Origin of the sequence: Candidatus Spongiihabitans sp. (assembly GCF_965237845.1) — a bacterium.
Classification (GTDB): domain Bacteria; phylum Pseudomonadota; class Gammaproteobacteria; order Arenicellales; family Poriferihabitantaceae; genus Spongiihabitans.
Map to the genome: position 1 here is coordinate 2,035,286 of NZ_OZ250154.1, position 14,170 is coordinate 2,049,455.

Consider the following 14,170-nt stretch of genomic DNA (forward strand, 5'->3'; position numbering starts at 1 on the left):
TGGTCTTGTGACCAGCCCCGAAGAGACTGAACTGATGATTGAAACAAATTCAGCCAATTCAGCTAGCCGATAGCGGTAGGCAATCAGTGTACGAAATGTGGTTTGCCAGTTGATAACGTCAAATCCGACATTAGCGACCCATCGCCAAATCATCCGCTACTAATGCCAATCGACCCAGTGCGATACCTTGACTGGCTATAGCCGCATCAAGTGCGTTTCCTGTATGACTAAATTTATGTCCGCCGACTGTCGGTTGGTTGTTCAATCCAACAGACTTTATCCAGTCGTACCAAGTGTAATCAGCCATTTTGTCGTGCAAAAGTATTGGCTTGACGACTTGATCGGGATCAAGATGCCCCTCAAATTTTGCCATCAAGTTGGGGCTGCAGACGGGGAAAACGGTGTCAGCAAAAAGAAGCACTGAGTGTAGATTATCCGGTGGATGCTCACAGTAACGAATAGCAAGATGAACCGGATCCCTGTCGAAATCTACCAGATGGTCGGTAGCATCAACACGCAAATCAAGATCAGGGCGGATACGAGTCAATTTGTGAAGTCTCGGGACCATCCATTTTCCGCTCAGTGAAAATGGAACACTGATGGTCACATGTCTATCGACACTGCACCCCACAATAGACATTTTCCCAGCCTCAAGAGTTAATAAGGCGCTCTGCACTGCCGTTAGAAACAACAGATCTTCCGGTGTTAGCAAAAGTTTGCGGCACCCTCTAACGAACAACTTCATGGGAACAGGACCGTACATCCTTGAAGAGTTCAAACCGGGTGTAAGTTTTAAGGCCAGCCGCAATCCAAACTACTGGAAAAATGACAGAGCCTGGGTCGATTCGGTCGAAATGTTTATATTACCGACGCAACAGCCCGCACTAGCGCGTTGCTTAGCGGTGGTGTGGATATTATAGATCGGGTCGACAACAAAACTGTCAAACGACTTCAAGGACTTAATCGCTACAACTTGATTGAGGGGCTGGGCGGTCGATGCGGCAGTACTAATGAAAGAAAGCACACGCACAGCAGGTATAGAGATTAACATTCAGCAAGAACAGAACGATGGATATTGGTCTAATGTCTGGATGAAAAAACCCTATGTGATGTCCAACTGGTCGACACGCCCCACTCCGGGCATGATGTTCTCGGTGGCTTTTGCTTGTGGTGATCCCTGGGCTGAAGCGTACTGGTGCAATAATCAGTTTGAAAAACTAATGACCGCAGGTAAAACAGAGGCGGATTTCGTGCGGCGCAAACAAATATACTGGGATATGCAAGAGATCGTACACAATGATGGCGGCAATGGCATTTTTACATTTCCATCTGATCTGGATGCTTATGATCGGCGTATTCAAGGAACAATCGCCGATGGTGTCAATCGGCTGATGGGGCTCATATGATTGAAAGAGTTTGGAAAGCCTAGTATTACCAACCCAAGACGACTGGGCGTTCAAATGCACAGGGGGTTGCGATACCGTTTAAGACTGCTATATGTCAATTTTTGTTCCTGCGCAATTTCTGATAGCTGTCATTGTGAATCACCCACCACTTAAGAGAGAGCGCTCTTAAAAAGGAGTGCTGCTGTATTTACATATAAATTACAAAAATGACGTTTATACGCTTCGGGCAGCCTCACTCAGGTTTCGCAATTTAGCCATAGCGAGCTCTCTGCCAAGCAGTCCCAGACCGCAATCCGGGGCTGCGAGCAAACGCTCGGCATCAATATGCTGCAGCGCCGCCTGCAAACGCTCTCTGATCTCTTCTACCGGCTCGACCCTGCTTTTCGCAATCGCCACCGCACCAAATATTATCGCCGTATTTTTAAAATGCTCGAGTAACGACAGGTCATTGTGTCGATGAGCATCCTCAAAAGATACCACGTCGATGGTGGAATCCTCGATCGCATCTGCGATCTGGAAATACGAATCAGGGTCGGCTTTCGGATAGTCAGTGCGGTCTAACTTGTCAGGATAACCGCAGCACATATGCACCGTGCGAGCCACGTGATCAGGACAACCGTGGAAGGCTTTTTCCAGGTTTTCAAAACCAAAATCCAGCGCATTTTTCGGATTGCGCGCGAATACCGGCTCATCGATTTGAATGTGTTTACATCCTGCGTCCGCCAAAGCTAAAACTTCAAGATTTAATGCCTCGGCCAAATCCGACTCTAACTTTTTTGGGTCATTGTAATAAATATCCGAATTGGTATCACTAATGGTCATCGGCCCGGGCAAGGTAATTTTCAGTGGCTTGTCGGTGTATGCCTGAGCCGTTTTCCAGTCCTTTACGATGTACGGTTGTTTCACCGAAACCGGACCGACGATGGAGGGCAACTTGGCCGAATAGGCGCCGCCGCGCACTTCTTTTTCGGTCAAATTAACGAAATCGAACCCATGCAAATACCGGCAATGATAGTGAATATAGTTTTCACGAATAATTTCCCCGTCGGTTGGGATATCGATTCCGCATCCCACTTGATCGGTTACCGCCTGCTTGATGCCTTGCTCAATAATCTCAGGCGCGTCCGGCCCCAATGCCGCCATTGCGTCCAACCATTGTTTAGTTGGATCCGCAGTATCCGGACCAGCCGGGTGATTGAACCAGTCCGGTAATTTAACGTAATCCGGTTTAGGATACGCGCCAATACATGTCGTTAATAAACTCATTTTACTCTCGTGTGTTATTTTAGTTTACGAATTTTAGAATTGAGCGCACTCCCGAATTTGTTGATGTGGTTGCAAATTTTTATACCCGATCAGTATATCAGAATGGCTGGAAAGAGCGCCATGGGATTCTCCCCCGTCCCGGAAAACCGAATCGAAGCGGGGATTGAAAAACTGGCACGGTTAGTTGAGCAGGTTTAATCCGCGTTTCCGCAGGGAATTAGCGATTCTCGTTTGCCTCGGGGCCTTAACTTTCTGATTTTTGCTTACTAACTTCTTTTATAGTAAAACCATCAGTTGTGACTGACACAGAATATTCTTCATCACACTTAAAAAAATCTCTTGGCAATGGGTTTGTAGCTTTGGGATTACATATTTTGATAAAATCACATCCCCATTTATCTCTCGAAAGTGGGTCACCGGCATTTGCAGACGAGTATACAACCGCACTGATATGTGAGTGTTCATCGGTTAAAAAGTAATCTGTATTGATTGACACATTTCCAGTTGGAGACTTCTTGTTCACGCTCTCACTATATTTATATTCTATCGAGCCTACGTTTGTTTTCCGATTTATCAACAAATACGCACCACTAATCGGCAAAACAGCTCTCACTATAGGTGGGAGTCCACCAATAGGGACAATAGGGATTCTTTCTGTCATCGCGCCCCCGCTAATACAAATGATGATTGGAGCAGATGAATCAACGATTCCTTTTCTTCTGTCACACATCATTTTCTTTGACTTTTTCCAAAAAACGCTGCTCAACCTAAGAATGACTTTGTTTTCAGGGTTCTTTTGCCCCTTACATGGAATCAATTCTGAAACAGAATTTAGCTTGTCAGGACTACCATCGGTAACGGAAACCACCTCAATCCAGCAATTTGAATCCTCCAAAAATAAATCAGGACCTTCATCCGATGGATGGGACACATTGAAACCATATCTGTCTCTAAGAACCGCAGCAACATACATTTCCGCATAGCAGGAATGAAAATCATGTTTGATTTGTTCACGAAACTTTTTATCAAGCACATCTTTGGTTAAAGAGTAAATTTCTTCAACATGCTGCCTGATGGCACCCAATCTCTCACACCCAACTTGAGCGTTTTGAATTGCTTTATATGCAGAGTTTGTTGCCTTTGCATCATTTTCGATTAGATTCATATTCAATACCCCAGCGCCAAATCGGCGGGAATGGCAAAACCGATGCCTTCGACACCTTTATTGGTAATTTTGGATGTCATAATGCCAACCAAACTTCCTTCGCTGTCAAACAATCCACCGCCCGACGAGCCCGGCGATATTGCCGCATCCGTTTGAATATACCGATTGCCGTCGTTGCTCCGCAGTTGCGAAACAATCCCTGAAGAAATTGACAAATCGTATCCATGCGGCGCACCTAAACCATAAACATCTTCGCCCACTTTTAACGTCCCATATTTACGCACCGTTATCGGCACACCCCACAAGCCGTCAACATCCAGCAAGCAAAAATCCTTGTCTTCATCGGAATGGCTGATGGTGGCAGCAAAAGCGGAGTCCGTATCCGCTCGGCGATTGTCCGCTTTATAAACGACGATGCGGTCGCCGGCATCGACCACATGGCAGTTGGTCGCCACAATGTTAGGGCGGATGATCACGCCACTTCCCTGTCCGTCGCCGTTATGCACCACCACCACCGAGCGCCATGCGTTCTCGAATACTCGCTCGGCGATATTCGCGCTTTTTGGCGCGAGCGCGAGGTTGATATTCGCCCCGACGGCGGATTTTTCCGTAGCCTCCTCTTCGCGGTTTTCAATCGCATCCAGTCGCCGCGCCGCCTCTTTTTGCCCCGAGCGGATCTCGGCTTGCGATAAATAATTGCGCCAATTTTTCTCGCGCAAATTATCAGCCGCGGTTTTGTCGCCGTTTGCTTTGGCAATGGAATACCAGATATATGCCTCGCGCTCATCCTCAATAACGCCTTCGCCAGTCCAATATGCATCGCCCAACTGGGTTTGCGCGCGCACATGCCCCCGCTCCGCCGCCTTGCGATACGAACGCATTGCCTTGCGCTTGTCTTTCACGCCACCCAAGCCATACCAATATCCAAAGCCTTCAAGATATAGCGAATTCAGATCCTCATGCCACTTTGCCTTGCGATACCAACGCATTGCTTCACGTTTGTCTTGGGCGATGCCTTCGCCGTTATTATATGCAAAACCCAAATAACGTTGCGCCAACGGCAAAAAAATCGCGCATTCCTCTGCTCCGCAACCTTGTGAAACCAGCGCACCGCTTCGGGTTGATCTTTGGCGATGCCGTCGCCATCCCAATATGCCCTGGCCACCATATATTGCGCCTCTGGATGCCTTTGCTCAGCCGCCTTGCGATACCAGCGCACCGCCTCACGCTTATCCTCGGCAACGCCTTCGCCGTTCTCGTAGACATTGCCCAAATCATATTGCGCCCACGCATTCCCTTGATCAGCCGCCTTGCGAAGCCAGCGCCTCCCATCGTGCGGGTGAGATGTGTATGCAAAGCTCAAATACAAATAATATTGCGCATCCGCATTCCCCTGCTCCGCCTCCTTGCGCAATGCCTCAATTTGTTCGGCTGTAGTTTGCGCGGCGGCGGTAAACGCCATTGTCGCTGCCAAGGCGACAAAGCCCAAAACACAAAACACGAAATATCTTTGTTTTCATCTTTAGTGGATTTCGGCGATGATTTTTCCTACGACTATCGGGCGTCACTACACGGATTGTTTGACTGGATCCGCAGTATCCGGACCAGCCGGGTGATTGAACCAGTCCGGTAATTTAACGTAATCCGGTTTAGGATACGCGCCAATACATGTCGTTAATAAACTCATTTTACTCTCGTGTGTTATTTTAGTTTACGAATTTTAGAATTGAGCGCACTCCCGAATTTGTTGATGTGGTTGCAAATTTTTATACCCGATTAGTATATCAGAATGGCTGAATCGAGCGCCAAAGGTTTCAGAATTTATGCGGCTTCAGCATCAGGTACACTTTCCGGGCACACTTTCCGGATACATTTGCCAGGTACATTTCTTGGGCGGCGTTCTTTTTCACCCCAATCTGTGATGTAATTGCTGTCTGACTTCTGGGAATCAATATATCGTGACCGAATACCTGTTCCAACTGCCGGCTCAGCAACAGGGGACTCTACAGTCCTGCATCCAGGAGATGATAGTCAATTCCATCCTGGAGGGTCATCTAGCGCTGGATTCTCCACTGCCATCGAGTAGAAAACTTGCCAGGCAGCTATCGGTTGCGCGCAATACCGTAGTACAAGCCTATCAAAACCTGGTTGACGAAGGGTTTTTACTGGCACGGGAGCGCAGTGGTTTTTATGTCAATGAAGAAATTTTAAAAGGGCGGGTCAACACCCCTAATCAATCAAAACGGTTTGACAGCAAAATCGACTGGCGTAAAAAGCTGGTGGTAACCCCATATAATTTTCGCCAAAACAGTAAGCCTGAGAACTGGAATCAATATCCCTATCCGTTTATTTGCGGTCAATATGATCGAAAAAATTTTCCCATCGCAGATTGGCGTGAATGCGCTCGTGAAGCAGTCTCGATAAACGCTATTTACGATTGGGCAAAAGATCAAATCGACCGAGACAACCCGGAACTCATTGACCAGATACATAAAAAGATATTGCCGCGGCGTGGCGTGTGGGCCGAACCCGATGAAATACTGATAACCGTTGGGGCGCAACAAGGCATCTATATTAGCGCGCAGCTACTACTCAATATTAATAAAACCGTAGGATTTGAAACCCCCGGATATGTTGATGCAGAAAACACCTTTGCTGTATTTACCCCCAAAATCGTTGCCCTTGAAGTTGATAACCATGGACTGATACCCGATTCCTGCTTCGCTAAATGCGATTGCGTTTACACCACGCCGAGTCACCATTATCCAAGCACCGTAACCATGCCCAAAGAAAGGCGCATCGAGTTATTGAAGCAAGCCCATAAACATGATGTAATCATCATTGAAGATGATTATGAATCAGAGTTTAACTACATTGGCGAACCTACGCCTGCACTGAAAAACCTGGACAACGACGGTCGGGTTATTTATATCGGCAGCTTGTCTAAAACGCTGGCTCCCGGCATCCGCCTGGGCTACCTGGTTGCCCCTCGGCAATTTGTTGATCAGGCTCGCGCGCTGCGAAGACTCATGCTGCGCCATCCACCGAGCAACAACCAGTTCATTGTCGCTCAATTCCTGAAAAAAGGCTGCCACGACGCCTTAATCAATCGCCTCAGTCATACCCTGCACGAACGATGGAAACTACTGGGAAGTTTGCTGGAGACTCATTTTCCAGGAACCAGCAAGCCACCCACATTTGGCGGATCAGCGTTTTGGGTAAAAGGACCGAAATCTCTCGACACCAATCAATTGGCACAAACCGCCGCCAGGCACGGGATATTATTCGAACCCGGAGAAGTCTTCTTCCATGGCTACAGTTCATATGCCCACCCAAAAAATTATTTCCGACTGGGTTTTTCGTCTATACCGACAGATAAAATCGAAGAGGGATTTGAGAAGTTGATTGAAATAATCGGCTAATCAATTAGTTCAATCCCCCCCCCCCTGTACTACCTCACTACCCCCGCATTCTTTCAGCCTTCGGATCGTACATCGCAGTCAGACTCGCGTTTGCTGGAACCTTGTCACCCCCCACATCAATCTCAAACTTTCCAGAATTCAAATAGTCGGCATCCACTCCGCCGTCATGATAGACGTAGCCCATTCCAACGGAACCACCCAGAGTATGCCCATAGTTTCCCGAGGTTAAATGCCCGACCATTTCACCGTCGCGCAAGATTGGTTCATGGTGGTACAGCATGATTTCAGGATCCTGCAACAGAAATTGAACCATCCTTTTTCTCTTCCAGCTTGCGCTCTCCTTTTGTTTGAGAATCGCATCTCTGCCGATAAAGGGCGCTGATTTTTCAAAATCACAGACAAAACCGAGGCCACATTCGAGCGGCGTGTCTTGATCGGCGACATCGTGCCCGAAGTGGACGAATTTCTTTTCGATGCGGCCGCTATCCAGTGAATGCAGCCCGGCCATTTTCAAACCATATTTTTCACCGACCCGCCATAATGTATCGAAGCCGTGTCGCGCCATATCAGTCGGAATATACAACTCCCAACCGAGTTCACCCACAAACGATATTCGCGCCGCACGCCCGACCACGCAACCCAGTTCAATCGGTTTTGACATGCCGAATGGAAAATTTGAAGTGCTCATATCCATCCCCAATACATCGCTGAGCAATGCTCTGCTGTCCGGGCCCATAACCCCGAACACTGCCCAGCTATTGGTGACATCGGTCACCGTGCAAAACGCATCATCAGGCGTATTTCTCGCTAACCAATTCAGGTCTTTATTGGTTACCGCCGCGCCGCTTACCACCAGGTATTGATTTTCCTCGATGCGGGTGACCGTAAGATCCGCTTCAATGCCGCCGCGCTCGTTAAGCCAATGGGTATAAACCATTTTACCCAAGGGGACATCAACGTCCGCAGTAGAAATTTTTTGCAGGACACGGCAGCTATCCTTGCCCTGAACCAGATATTTTGAAAAACTGCTTTGGTCAAACAGCGCCACTTTTTCACGAAATGCCTTATGCTCATTGGCGGAATATTCAAACCAGTTCTGTTTTCCAAAACTATATTCATATTTCGGTTGCACGCCTTTCGGCGCAAACCAATTTGGCCGCTCCCAACCCGCAACCTCGCCGAAACAGGCATTGCGCTCGACCAACCTTTCATGGATCGGTGAATGGCGAACATGCCTGGAGGTTTCCATCTGTTTGTATGGCCAATGATTGTCATATAAAAGACCCAGTGTCTCGGTCACCCGATTCTGGATATATTGTTGCGTGCCGTGGAACGAATACATGCGACGAATATCAACACTCCATAAATCCAGCGGCGCATAACCATGATGCATCCACTCCGACAACACCTTGCCGATGCCGCCGGAACTCTGGATACCGATGGAGTTTAATCCGGCAGCGACATAGAAGTTTTTAAGTTCTGGGGCCTCGCCAATATGGAATTGGTCATCCGGGGTAAAACTCTCCGGCCCGCAGAAAAATTTTCGCCACCCGACATGCTGCAACATCGGCACCCTGGCCATGGCATGTTCCAGCACCGGCATCATCTGCTCATCAAAATGACCGTCAATTTCATCAAAACAAAAATCTTCGGGAATGCCCCCGCTGCCATTGACATTGCTTCCATTAAGATGATGCCCCCAGGGTACAGCGTGAGGTTCAAATTGACCCACCAATAAACTACCCGCATCCTGTTTGTAATAGGCGCATTTATCGTGATCGCGCATGACCGGCAAATCCAGCGGCAGATCATCCAGTTTTTCTGTCACCGCATAATAGTGTTCCGCAGCATGCAGCGGCACATTTACCCCAGCCATCCTGCCCACCTCGCGCGCCCACATGCCCGCACAGTTAACCACATAATCCGTTTCGATCTCGCCCACGATATCACCTTGCACGGTATGCACCCCGGTTACCTTGCCATTAGCGCGCATAATGCCCGTCACCTTTACCCCCTCCAGACACAACGCCCCGCGATTACGCGCACCTTTGATAAAGCTCGCGGTAACCTCCACCGGACTGGCATAACCATCATGGGCGACCCAGCTTCCGCCCAGCAAATCGCCAGTTTCAAGAAAAGGATACTTTTCCTTGACTTCATCGGCGGTCAGCATATCAACCTGGGTAACGCCAAAAGCGTTGTTCATGGACGCTACCCGTTTCAGCTCCTCAAACCGCGCCTGGCTATGGGCGATGGACAGCGAACCCACTTGCTTGAACCCGGTGGATTGCCCGGTTTCCGTTTCGATCTCAGCCAGCAGGGACATGGAATATTGCGCCAGCCTGGCATGGCTTTCATTGGCGCGCATGGTGCCGACCAGCCCGGCCGCATGCCAGGTGGTGCCGCAGCCAAATTGCATTCGCTCCAACAACACCACATCGCGCCACCCCTGTTTTGCTAAATGGTAGGCGACGCTGGAACCGATAACGCCGCCACCGATAATGATCGCGCTTGCTTTGCCTGGAATTTCTGATGTCATGTTAATTGCTGTGCGTTAGAGATTGAAATGGAAATTGTGAACCGTGCAGAATATACCTAACGGCGGCAACGGGGCAATACAAAAACAGGTGTATTTTAGTGCTTGCCAATATGCAGGCGCCCTAAAACCCATCCACCGCAAGCAAGGCGATGCTACAAAAAATCACAATGGAGGCCATGATTCTGCGTTTACCCGACGGTTCCTTGAAGTAAAAAGCGCCGATCAGCGCAGCGATTATGATTGAGGTTTCCCGCACCGCGGAAACCAGTGGTATCGGCGCCTGGGTCATTGACCAAACCACCAGTGAGTACGATGCCAATGCCAATGATGCGCCGAGTAAAAAAATTTTCCATTTATGCCCGATTGAGATAACTTCGGCAATGCCTCTTTTAAAAATCGTATAAAGCAAGATGGGAATACAATCCAGAACAGATAGCCAAACCATATAAGCAGGAACATTCTCCGACAATCTGCCGCCAATACCATCGGCGATAGTGTAACCGCCGATAAACATTGAGGTTACAAGTGCGGATACAAGCGCCTGGTGGTCCTGCATTACCCGTCGAAATCCTTTTGTGGCAAAGATCAGAATTCCTGTGAGCACACCGATTAACGAAACAACTTCAATGCCATTGAGCATTTCATTGAGCACCAACACGCCCCATAACGTGACCAGAACAGGCGCCGTGCCACGCGCCACCGGATAAGCCTGGGAAAAGTCTCCATATTTGTAGGCCGCGCTGAGCGCAACATAGTACATGGAATGCAGCACCACGGAAGCAAACAAATAGGGCCAACTATCGACCTCGGGCAACCCTACAAACAGCAACAACGGCAATGCAATGAGCCCGGCGGCTAAATTCAGCCCGGTGATGGAGAGCAGGTGATCTTTGCCTGATTTTACCATCGCATTCCAGGTGGCATGCAACAACGCCGCGACAAGAACAATTAAGGCTACACTCAATTCCATATTGATTTCTGGTTGGCAGAACGGTTTTATTTACATGGACTTAATGTATGCCGATTTTACATCGTTACATGGACGTAACTTATTAGAGCAATGCAGGAGCAGTTGCCGAGGAGCAAAAAATCGGCGATTAAATGGACGTAATGGCAAATAACCGCTCCTGCGTTATTTGCACTTCCACCCTCCGTGGCGGTCGTATAATGATCTGGATGATAGTGGTCGAGCAATAGCGACGTTCGCTCTCAGCTCACTTCTATATGCGATATATACCCAACCACCTGGAGCATATCCCGTACTGCGTCCTGGTGAATGGAACTGGTGCCGATGCTGCTTGACCTGCGATCACTCAAGCGTAAGCGGTGCTGGGCAATACTTTCCTGCCCCAGTTGTTCGATTGATTCAATCAGCCTTTTTTTGGCCAGCTTCTTTTTGGATTGGCTTTTTACTTCGCCGATAGCGGCGAAATAGGTGATTTCAAGCTGTATGAGATTCAGTACCTGGGCATGGATCAGGTTTAATTCTTCCTCGCCCTCGGACGAAAAGACCACGCCGCGATCAATACGCTTTATAGCCAGTCTCGCCAGATTATGGGAAACAATGTCACCGATGTTTTCCATGGTAGTGGAAAACCGCAAAATTTCGTCCAGCCGATGTTCGTGATTGTTGTTACTGTCATTTTTATTGCTTTGATTTTTGTTGCTTTGATCTTTATTGCTTTGATCTTTATTGCGGATGTGCCGACGGGTTTCCGAAAGATAACGCTGAATTGCCTTATTCCTGGCATTGATTTCTTTATCCTTTTCAATGAATTGCTCGATGATCAATCGGTCGGCGGCATCAAACATTTGCAATGCTTTGCCAAACAGCGCTTCTGTGTTATCTGCCAACCTGAACGCTTCTCTTCTGGCGCAGGATATCGCCAGTTTCGGTTTATTCACAAATTCAGGGTCAAGGCTGCTTCCCGGCGCATGGGAATCCGGCACCAGGCCATCCTGTTTTCCCGAACTCAACAACCAATTTGAAAACCGGGCGACAGCATTGTTCAAGGGAATGAACATAAGCGCCAGCACCAGGTTATATGCAATGTGCATGTTGATCACCTGGACCCCGCCTGTTCCACCAAATTTGCCAACCAGTCGAATCAACATGAACGACAGCATAAATGCAACCAATGCCAATCCCAGGCGCATTACAAAATTCGCGAGCGCCGCGCTATAGGTTTCTGCATGACGTCGATTAACCAGCAATAGCGCGATCAATCCAGAACCAATATTAGCGCCCAGCAACGTCGCAATAAATAACGGTGGCTGCAAAAGCCCTACTTCTGCCATGGAAGCAATCACCAAAATCACGGCCACGCTGGAATGCGCCAACCAAGTGAATAGCGCGGCAAGAATCAAACTTAACCAGGCGACGGAATTCAGCAATTCCAAAATTTCCGCCGGTATGGGTTGGTTGGCGACGGGGGCGATCACTTGTTTGATCAGTTGAATAGATAACAACATCAGCCCAACACCGATAAAAATTCGCCCTAACTGTTGACCGCGCCAGGTACGCGCGAAACGGTGGAAGCACAGCCCGGCCAACAGCAGCAATGGAGACAGAAATGAAAGATCAAGAAAAAGTATGCGAACTGCGAGCGCCGAGCCCAGATCGGCGCCGATGATGATGACGATGGCAATGCCCAGCGACAGCAGACCGCTGGTGATGAATGATGTAGTCAGCATCACAGTCGCGGTGGCGCTTTGGAGAATCAATGCGGATACCAGTCCGCACAAAAATGATTTAAACCGTGAACCCGCTGCGCTGGCAATGAATGCGCCAATTTTTGCGGAGTAGGCTTTTTCAACGGCCGCACGCACCATATAACTGCCCCATAACAGCAAGGCAATGCTTCCGGCCAAGTTCAGAATGAGCAGCAGTTTGGGAGAGTGAGTCACTAGCTGAAATTATAGGGCGCGTGAGCTGAAATTATAGAGCGCGTGTTTTGATGCGATTGCGTACCGCCAACTAGGCCCATCATACCAGTCCATGCGGGCCACGCTGAACCGGGCGGCGACTGTCATCTGGCTTAATTGAGAACGCCCCTAGGTGATACGCCCTGAAATGCCAAATCTATCCAGTGTATTTCGAATTGCGGCCAATGCGCCTTTCATTTCATCAGCGCCAAGCCGTCCGATACAACCTATTCGAAAACTTTCAGCGACGGTGAGTTTGCCTGGGTAAATAACATAGCCCTGTTCGCGCAGATGATTGTAGAACTCGTTAAAATCAAATTTCGCATCTTCTGGCATATGAAAGGTAACGATTATTGGCGCCTGTAGTTCATCCGTCAACAGGGTTTTGAATCCCATTGCCCGCATACCATTGACCAGAATATCGCAGTTGCTTTGGTAGCGACCGCCCCGCCCGGCGACACCGCCTTCCTGGTCAAACTCTTTCAGCGCCTGATCGAATGCCAATAACACATGGGTTGGCGGCGTGAATCGCCATTGCCTGGTTTTATTCATTATCGTCCACTGATCGAATAAATCCAGGCTAAGTGAAGGAGAATTACCTTTGGTGTTTTGCAACGCTTCTTTCCTGGCGATACAAAAACCCATGCCGGGCGCCCCTTCCAGGCATTTATTGCTGGAAGCAACCAGCGCATCAAATTTAACCGACTCGCTGTCAATGGGCAATGCCCCGAATGCGCTCATTGCGTCGATTAGAAATCCCCGATTATGTTTGGCAACGATATTGGATATATCGGTGAGCGGGTTTAAAATTCCAGATGTGGTTTCACAGTAAACCGCCGCGACGTGGGTAATGGATTTGTCCTGTTCAAGGGTTTTGTCCAATTGATCAAGATCAACCGGCACATCTTCACTCGATTCCTGAATCAAGAATTTTCTGCCGTAGTACTGACAAATTTTTGCAATTCGATGACCGTAAGCGCCATTGATACAAATAAGCGCTTTGCCTTGCGACGGCACAAAACAACCCATCATTGCTTCAACGACAAACGTACCGCTGCCTTGCAATGGCACGCTGGTATGGCTACCCTGACCATTGACAATATCCACCAGGCGAGCAAGCAGCCGCTGATTCAAGTCAATGAAATAAGTATCCCGGGAGCCATAATCGTGGAGCATTGCCTGCTTTACCGTGCTGGAGGTAGTCAGCGGGCCCGGCGTGAGCAAGAAAGGATCGCCGGTTGGAGAGGCGGCGCGCGCACTCATGTTATGCGCGGATTTAGAACGATCAGATTTGGAATTCATTTGACAAATACCGATAATTTAGGGGGGTTCGTAATATTGTGTACCGGCCAGTCCTATTCAGCTGGCTATTTTAGTGGCTATGGCAGTTGGCAATTGATATTTACACTTCGGACTAATATTTTAGATGATTCGAGTGCGAGCCTAT

At 48.6% G+C, this 14,170-nt stretch carries 13 protein-coding genes; 4 read left to right on the forward strand and 9 right to left on the reverse strand.

Features of this window, described 5'->3' with window-relative positions; genetic code table 11:
• Window positions 1-130: 130 nt before the first annotated feature.
• Window positions 131-712, reverse strand: a complete 582-nt coding sequence (locus tag ACPXXB_RS09715) for a LysR substrate-binding domain-containing protein (RefSeq protein WP_423907008.1) — start codon at window positions 710-712, stop codon at window positions 131-133.
• Between ACPXXB_RS09715 and ACPXXB_RS09720 the strand changes: the two genes are divergently transcribed.
• Both ACPXXB_RS09720 and ACPXXB_RS09725 read left to right on the forward strand, forming a co-directional pair.
• Complete coding sequence (locus ACPXXB_RS09720; RefSeq protein ID WP_423907009.1) at window positions 600-920, forward strand: ABC transporter substrate-binding protein; 321 nt, start codon at window positions 600-602, stop codon at window positions 918-920. The genes ACPXXB_RS09715 and ACPXXB_RS09720 overlap by 113 nt on opposite strands.
• 90 nt (window positions 921-1,010) lie before the next feature.
• Window positions 1,011-1,406, forward strand: coding sequence for a hypothetical protein (locus ACPXXB_RS09725; protein WP_423907011.1), 396 nt, complete (start codon window positions 1,011-1,013; stop codon window positions 1,404-1,406).
• Window positions 1,407-1,619: 213 nt separating this feature from the next.
• Here ACPXXB_RS09725 and ACPXXB_RS09730 read toward each other — a convergent pair whose 3' ends face one another.
• Window positions 1,620-2,672: a cobalamin-independent methionine synthase II family protein gene (locus ACPXXB_RS09730; RefSeq protein WP_423907012.1), complete on the reverse strand. Its 1,053-nt coding sequence runs from the start codon at window positions 2,670-2,672 to the stop codon at window positions 1,620-1,622.
• 39 nt (window positions 2,673-2,711) lie between these two features.
• On the opposite strand from ACPXXB_RS09730, the gene ACPXXB_RS09735 reads away from it, so the two are divergent.
• A complete protein-coding gene (locus ACPXXB_RS09735; RefSeq protein WP_423907014.1) occupies window positions 2,712-2,870 on the forward strand; it encodes a hypothetical protein in 159 nt (52 codons plus the stop codon).
• 46 nt (window positions 2,871-2,916) lie between these two features.
• Here the strand turns inward: ACPXXB_RS09735 and ACPXXB_RS09740 are convergent, their stop codons facing one another.
• The 3 genes from ACPXXB_RS09740 to ACPXXB_RS09750 are packed head-to-tail and all read right to left on the reverse strand — an operon-like array spanning window position 2,917 to window position 5,299.
• Window positions 2,917-3,837 carry a hypothetical protein gene (locus tag ACPXXB_RS09740; RefSeq protein WP_423907016.1) on the reverse strand — a complete coding sequence of 307 codons (921 nt, stop codon included), beginning with the start codon at window positions 3,835-3,837 and terminating at the stop codon, window positions 2,917-2,919.
• 2 nt (window positions 3,838-3,839) lie between these two features.
• Window positions 3,840-4,901 (reverse strand): trypsin-like peptidase domain-containing protein, encoded by a 1,062-nt coding sequence (locus ACPXXB_RS09745; protein WP_423907018.1) that lies wholly within the window; start codon window positions 4,899-4,901, stop codon window positions 3,840-3,842.
• Window positions 4,787-5,299 carry a tetratricopeptide repeat protein gene (locus ACPXXB_RS09750; protein ID WP_423907020.1) on the reverse strand — a complete coding sequence of 171 codons (513 nt, stop codon included), beginning with the start codon at window positions 5,297-5,299 and terminating at the stop codon, window positions 4,787-4,789. The genes ACPXXB_RS09745 and ACPXXB_RS09750 overlap by 115 nt, the downstream gene beginning before the upstream one ends.
• 496 nt (window positions 5,300-5,795) lie before the next feature.
• Between ACPXXB_RS09750 and ACPXXB_RS09755 the strand changes: the two genes are divergently transcribed.
• Window positions 5,796-7,259 carry a PLP-dependent aminotransferase family protein gene (locus ACPXXB_RS09755; protein ID WP_423907022.1) on the forward strand — a complete coding sequence of 488 codons (1,464 nt, stop codon included), beginning with the start codon at window positions 5,796-5,798 and terminating at the stop codon, window positions 7,257-7,259.
• 37 nt (window positions 7,260-7,296) lie between these two features.
• On the opposite strand, the gene ACPXXB_RS09760 is transcribed toward ACPXXB_RS09755, so the two are convergent.
• The 4 genes from ACPXXB_RS09760 to ACPXXB_RS09775 form a co-directional block, all read right to left on the reverse strand.
• On the reverse strand, window positions 7,297-9,798 hold the full coding sequence (locus ACPXXB_RS09760; RefSeq protein WP_423907023.1) for a GcvT family protein: 2,502 nt from the start codon (window positions 9,796-9,798) through the stop codon (window positions 7,297-7,299).
• 121 nt (window positions 9,799-9,919) lie between these two features.
• Complete coding sequence (locus ACPXXB_RS09765; protein WP_423907024.1) at window positions 9,920-10,768, reverse strand: EamA family transporter; 849 nt, start codon at window positions 10,766-10,768, stop codon at window positions 9,920-9,922.
• Between the two features lie 239 nt (window positions 10,769-11,007).
• Entirely contained in the window at window positions 11,008-12,705 is a 1,698-nt protein-coding gene (locus tag ACPXXB_RS09770; protein ID WP_423907026.1) for a Na/Pi cotransporter family protein, read from the reverse strand.
• A 147-nt stretch (window positions 12,706-12,852) separates the two neighbouring features.
• Window positions 12,853-13,986: a 2-aminoethylphosphonate--pyruvate transaminase gene (locus ACPXXB_RS09775; protein ID WP_423911109.1), complete on the reverse strand. Its 1,134-nt coding sequence runs from the start codon at window positions 13,984-13,986 to the stop codon at window positions 12,853-12,855.
• Window positions 13,987-14,170: the final 184 nt, after the last annotated feature.

Excerpts from the sequence above, each read along its gene's own strand:
- ACPXXB_RS09720 (WP_423907009.1), top strand. The coding sequence starts at position 600 with ATGGTCACATGTCTATCGACACTGCACCCCACAATAGACATTTTCCCA.
- ACPXXB_RS09725 (WP_423907011.1), top strand. The coding sequence starts at position 1,011 with ATGAAAGAAAGCACACGCACAGCAGGTATAGAGATTAACATTCAGCAA.
- ACPXXB_RS09730 (WP_423907012.1), bottom strand. The coding sequence starts at position 2,672 with ATGAGTTTATTAACGACATGTATTGGCGCGTATCCTAAACCGGATTAC.
- ACPXXB_RS09740 (WP_423907016.1), bottom strand. The coding sequence starts at position 3,837 with ATGAATCTAATCGAAAATGATGCAAAGGCAACAAACTCTGCATATAAA.
- ACPXXB_RS09750 (WP_423907020.1), bottom strand. The coding sequence starts at position 5,299 with ATGGCGTTTACCGCCGCCGCGCAAACTACAGCCGAACAAATTGAGGCA.
- ACPXXB_RS09760 (WP_423907023.1), bottom strand. The coding sequence starts at position 9,798 with ATGACATCAGAAATTCCAGGCAAAGCAAGCGCGATCATTATCGGTGGC.
- ACPXXB_RS09765 (WP_423907024.1), bottom strand. The coding sequence starts at position 10,768 with ATGGAATTGAGTGTAGCCTTAATTGTTCTTGTCGCGGCGTTGTTGCAT.
- ACPXXB_RS09775 (WP_423911109.1), bottom strand. The coding sequence starts at position 13,986 with ATGAGTGCGCGCGCCGCCTCTCCAACCGGCGATCCTTTCTTGCTCACG.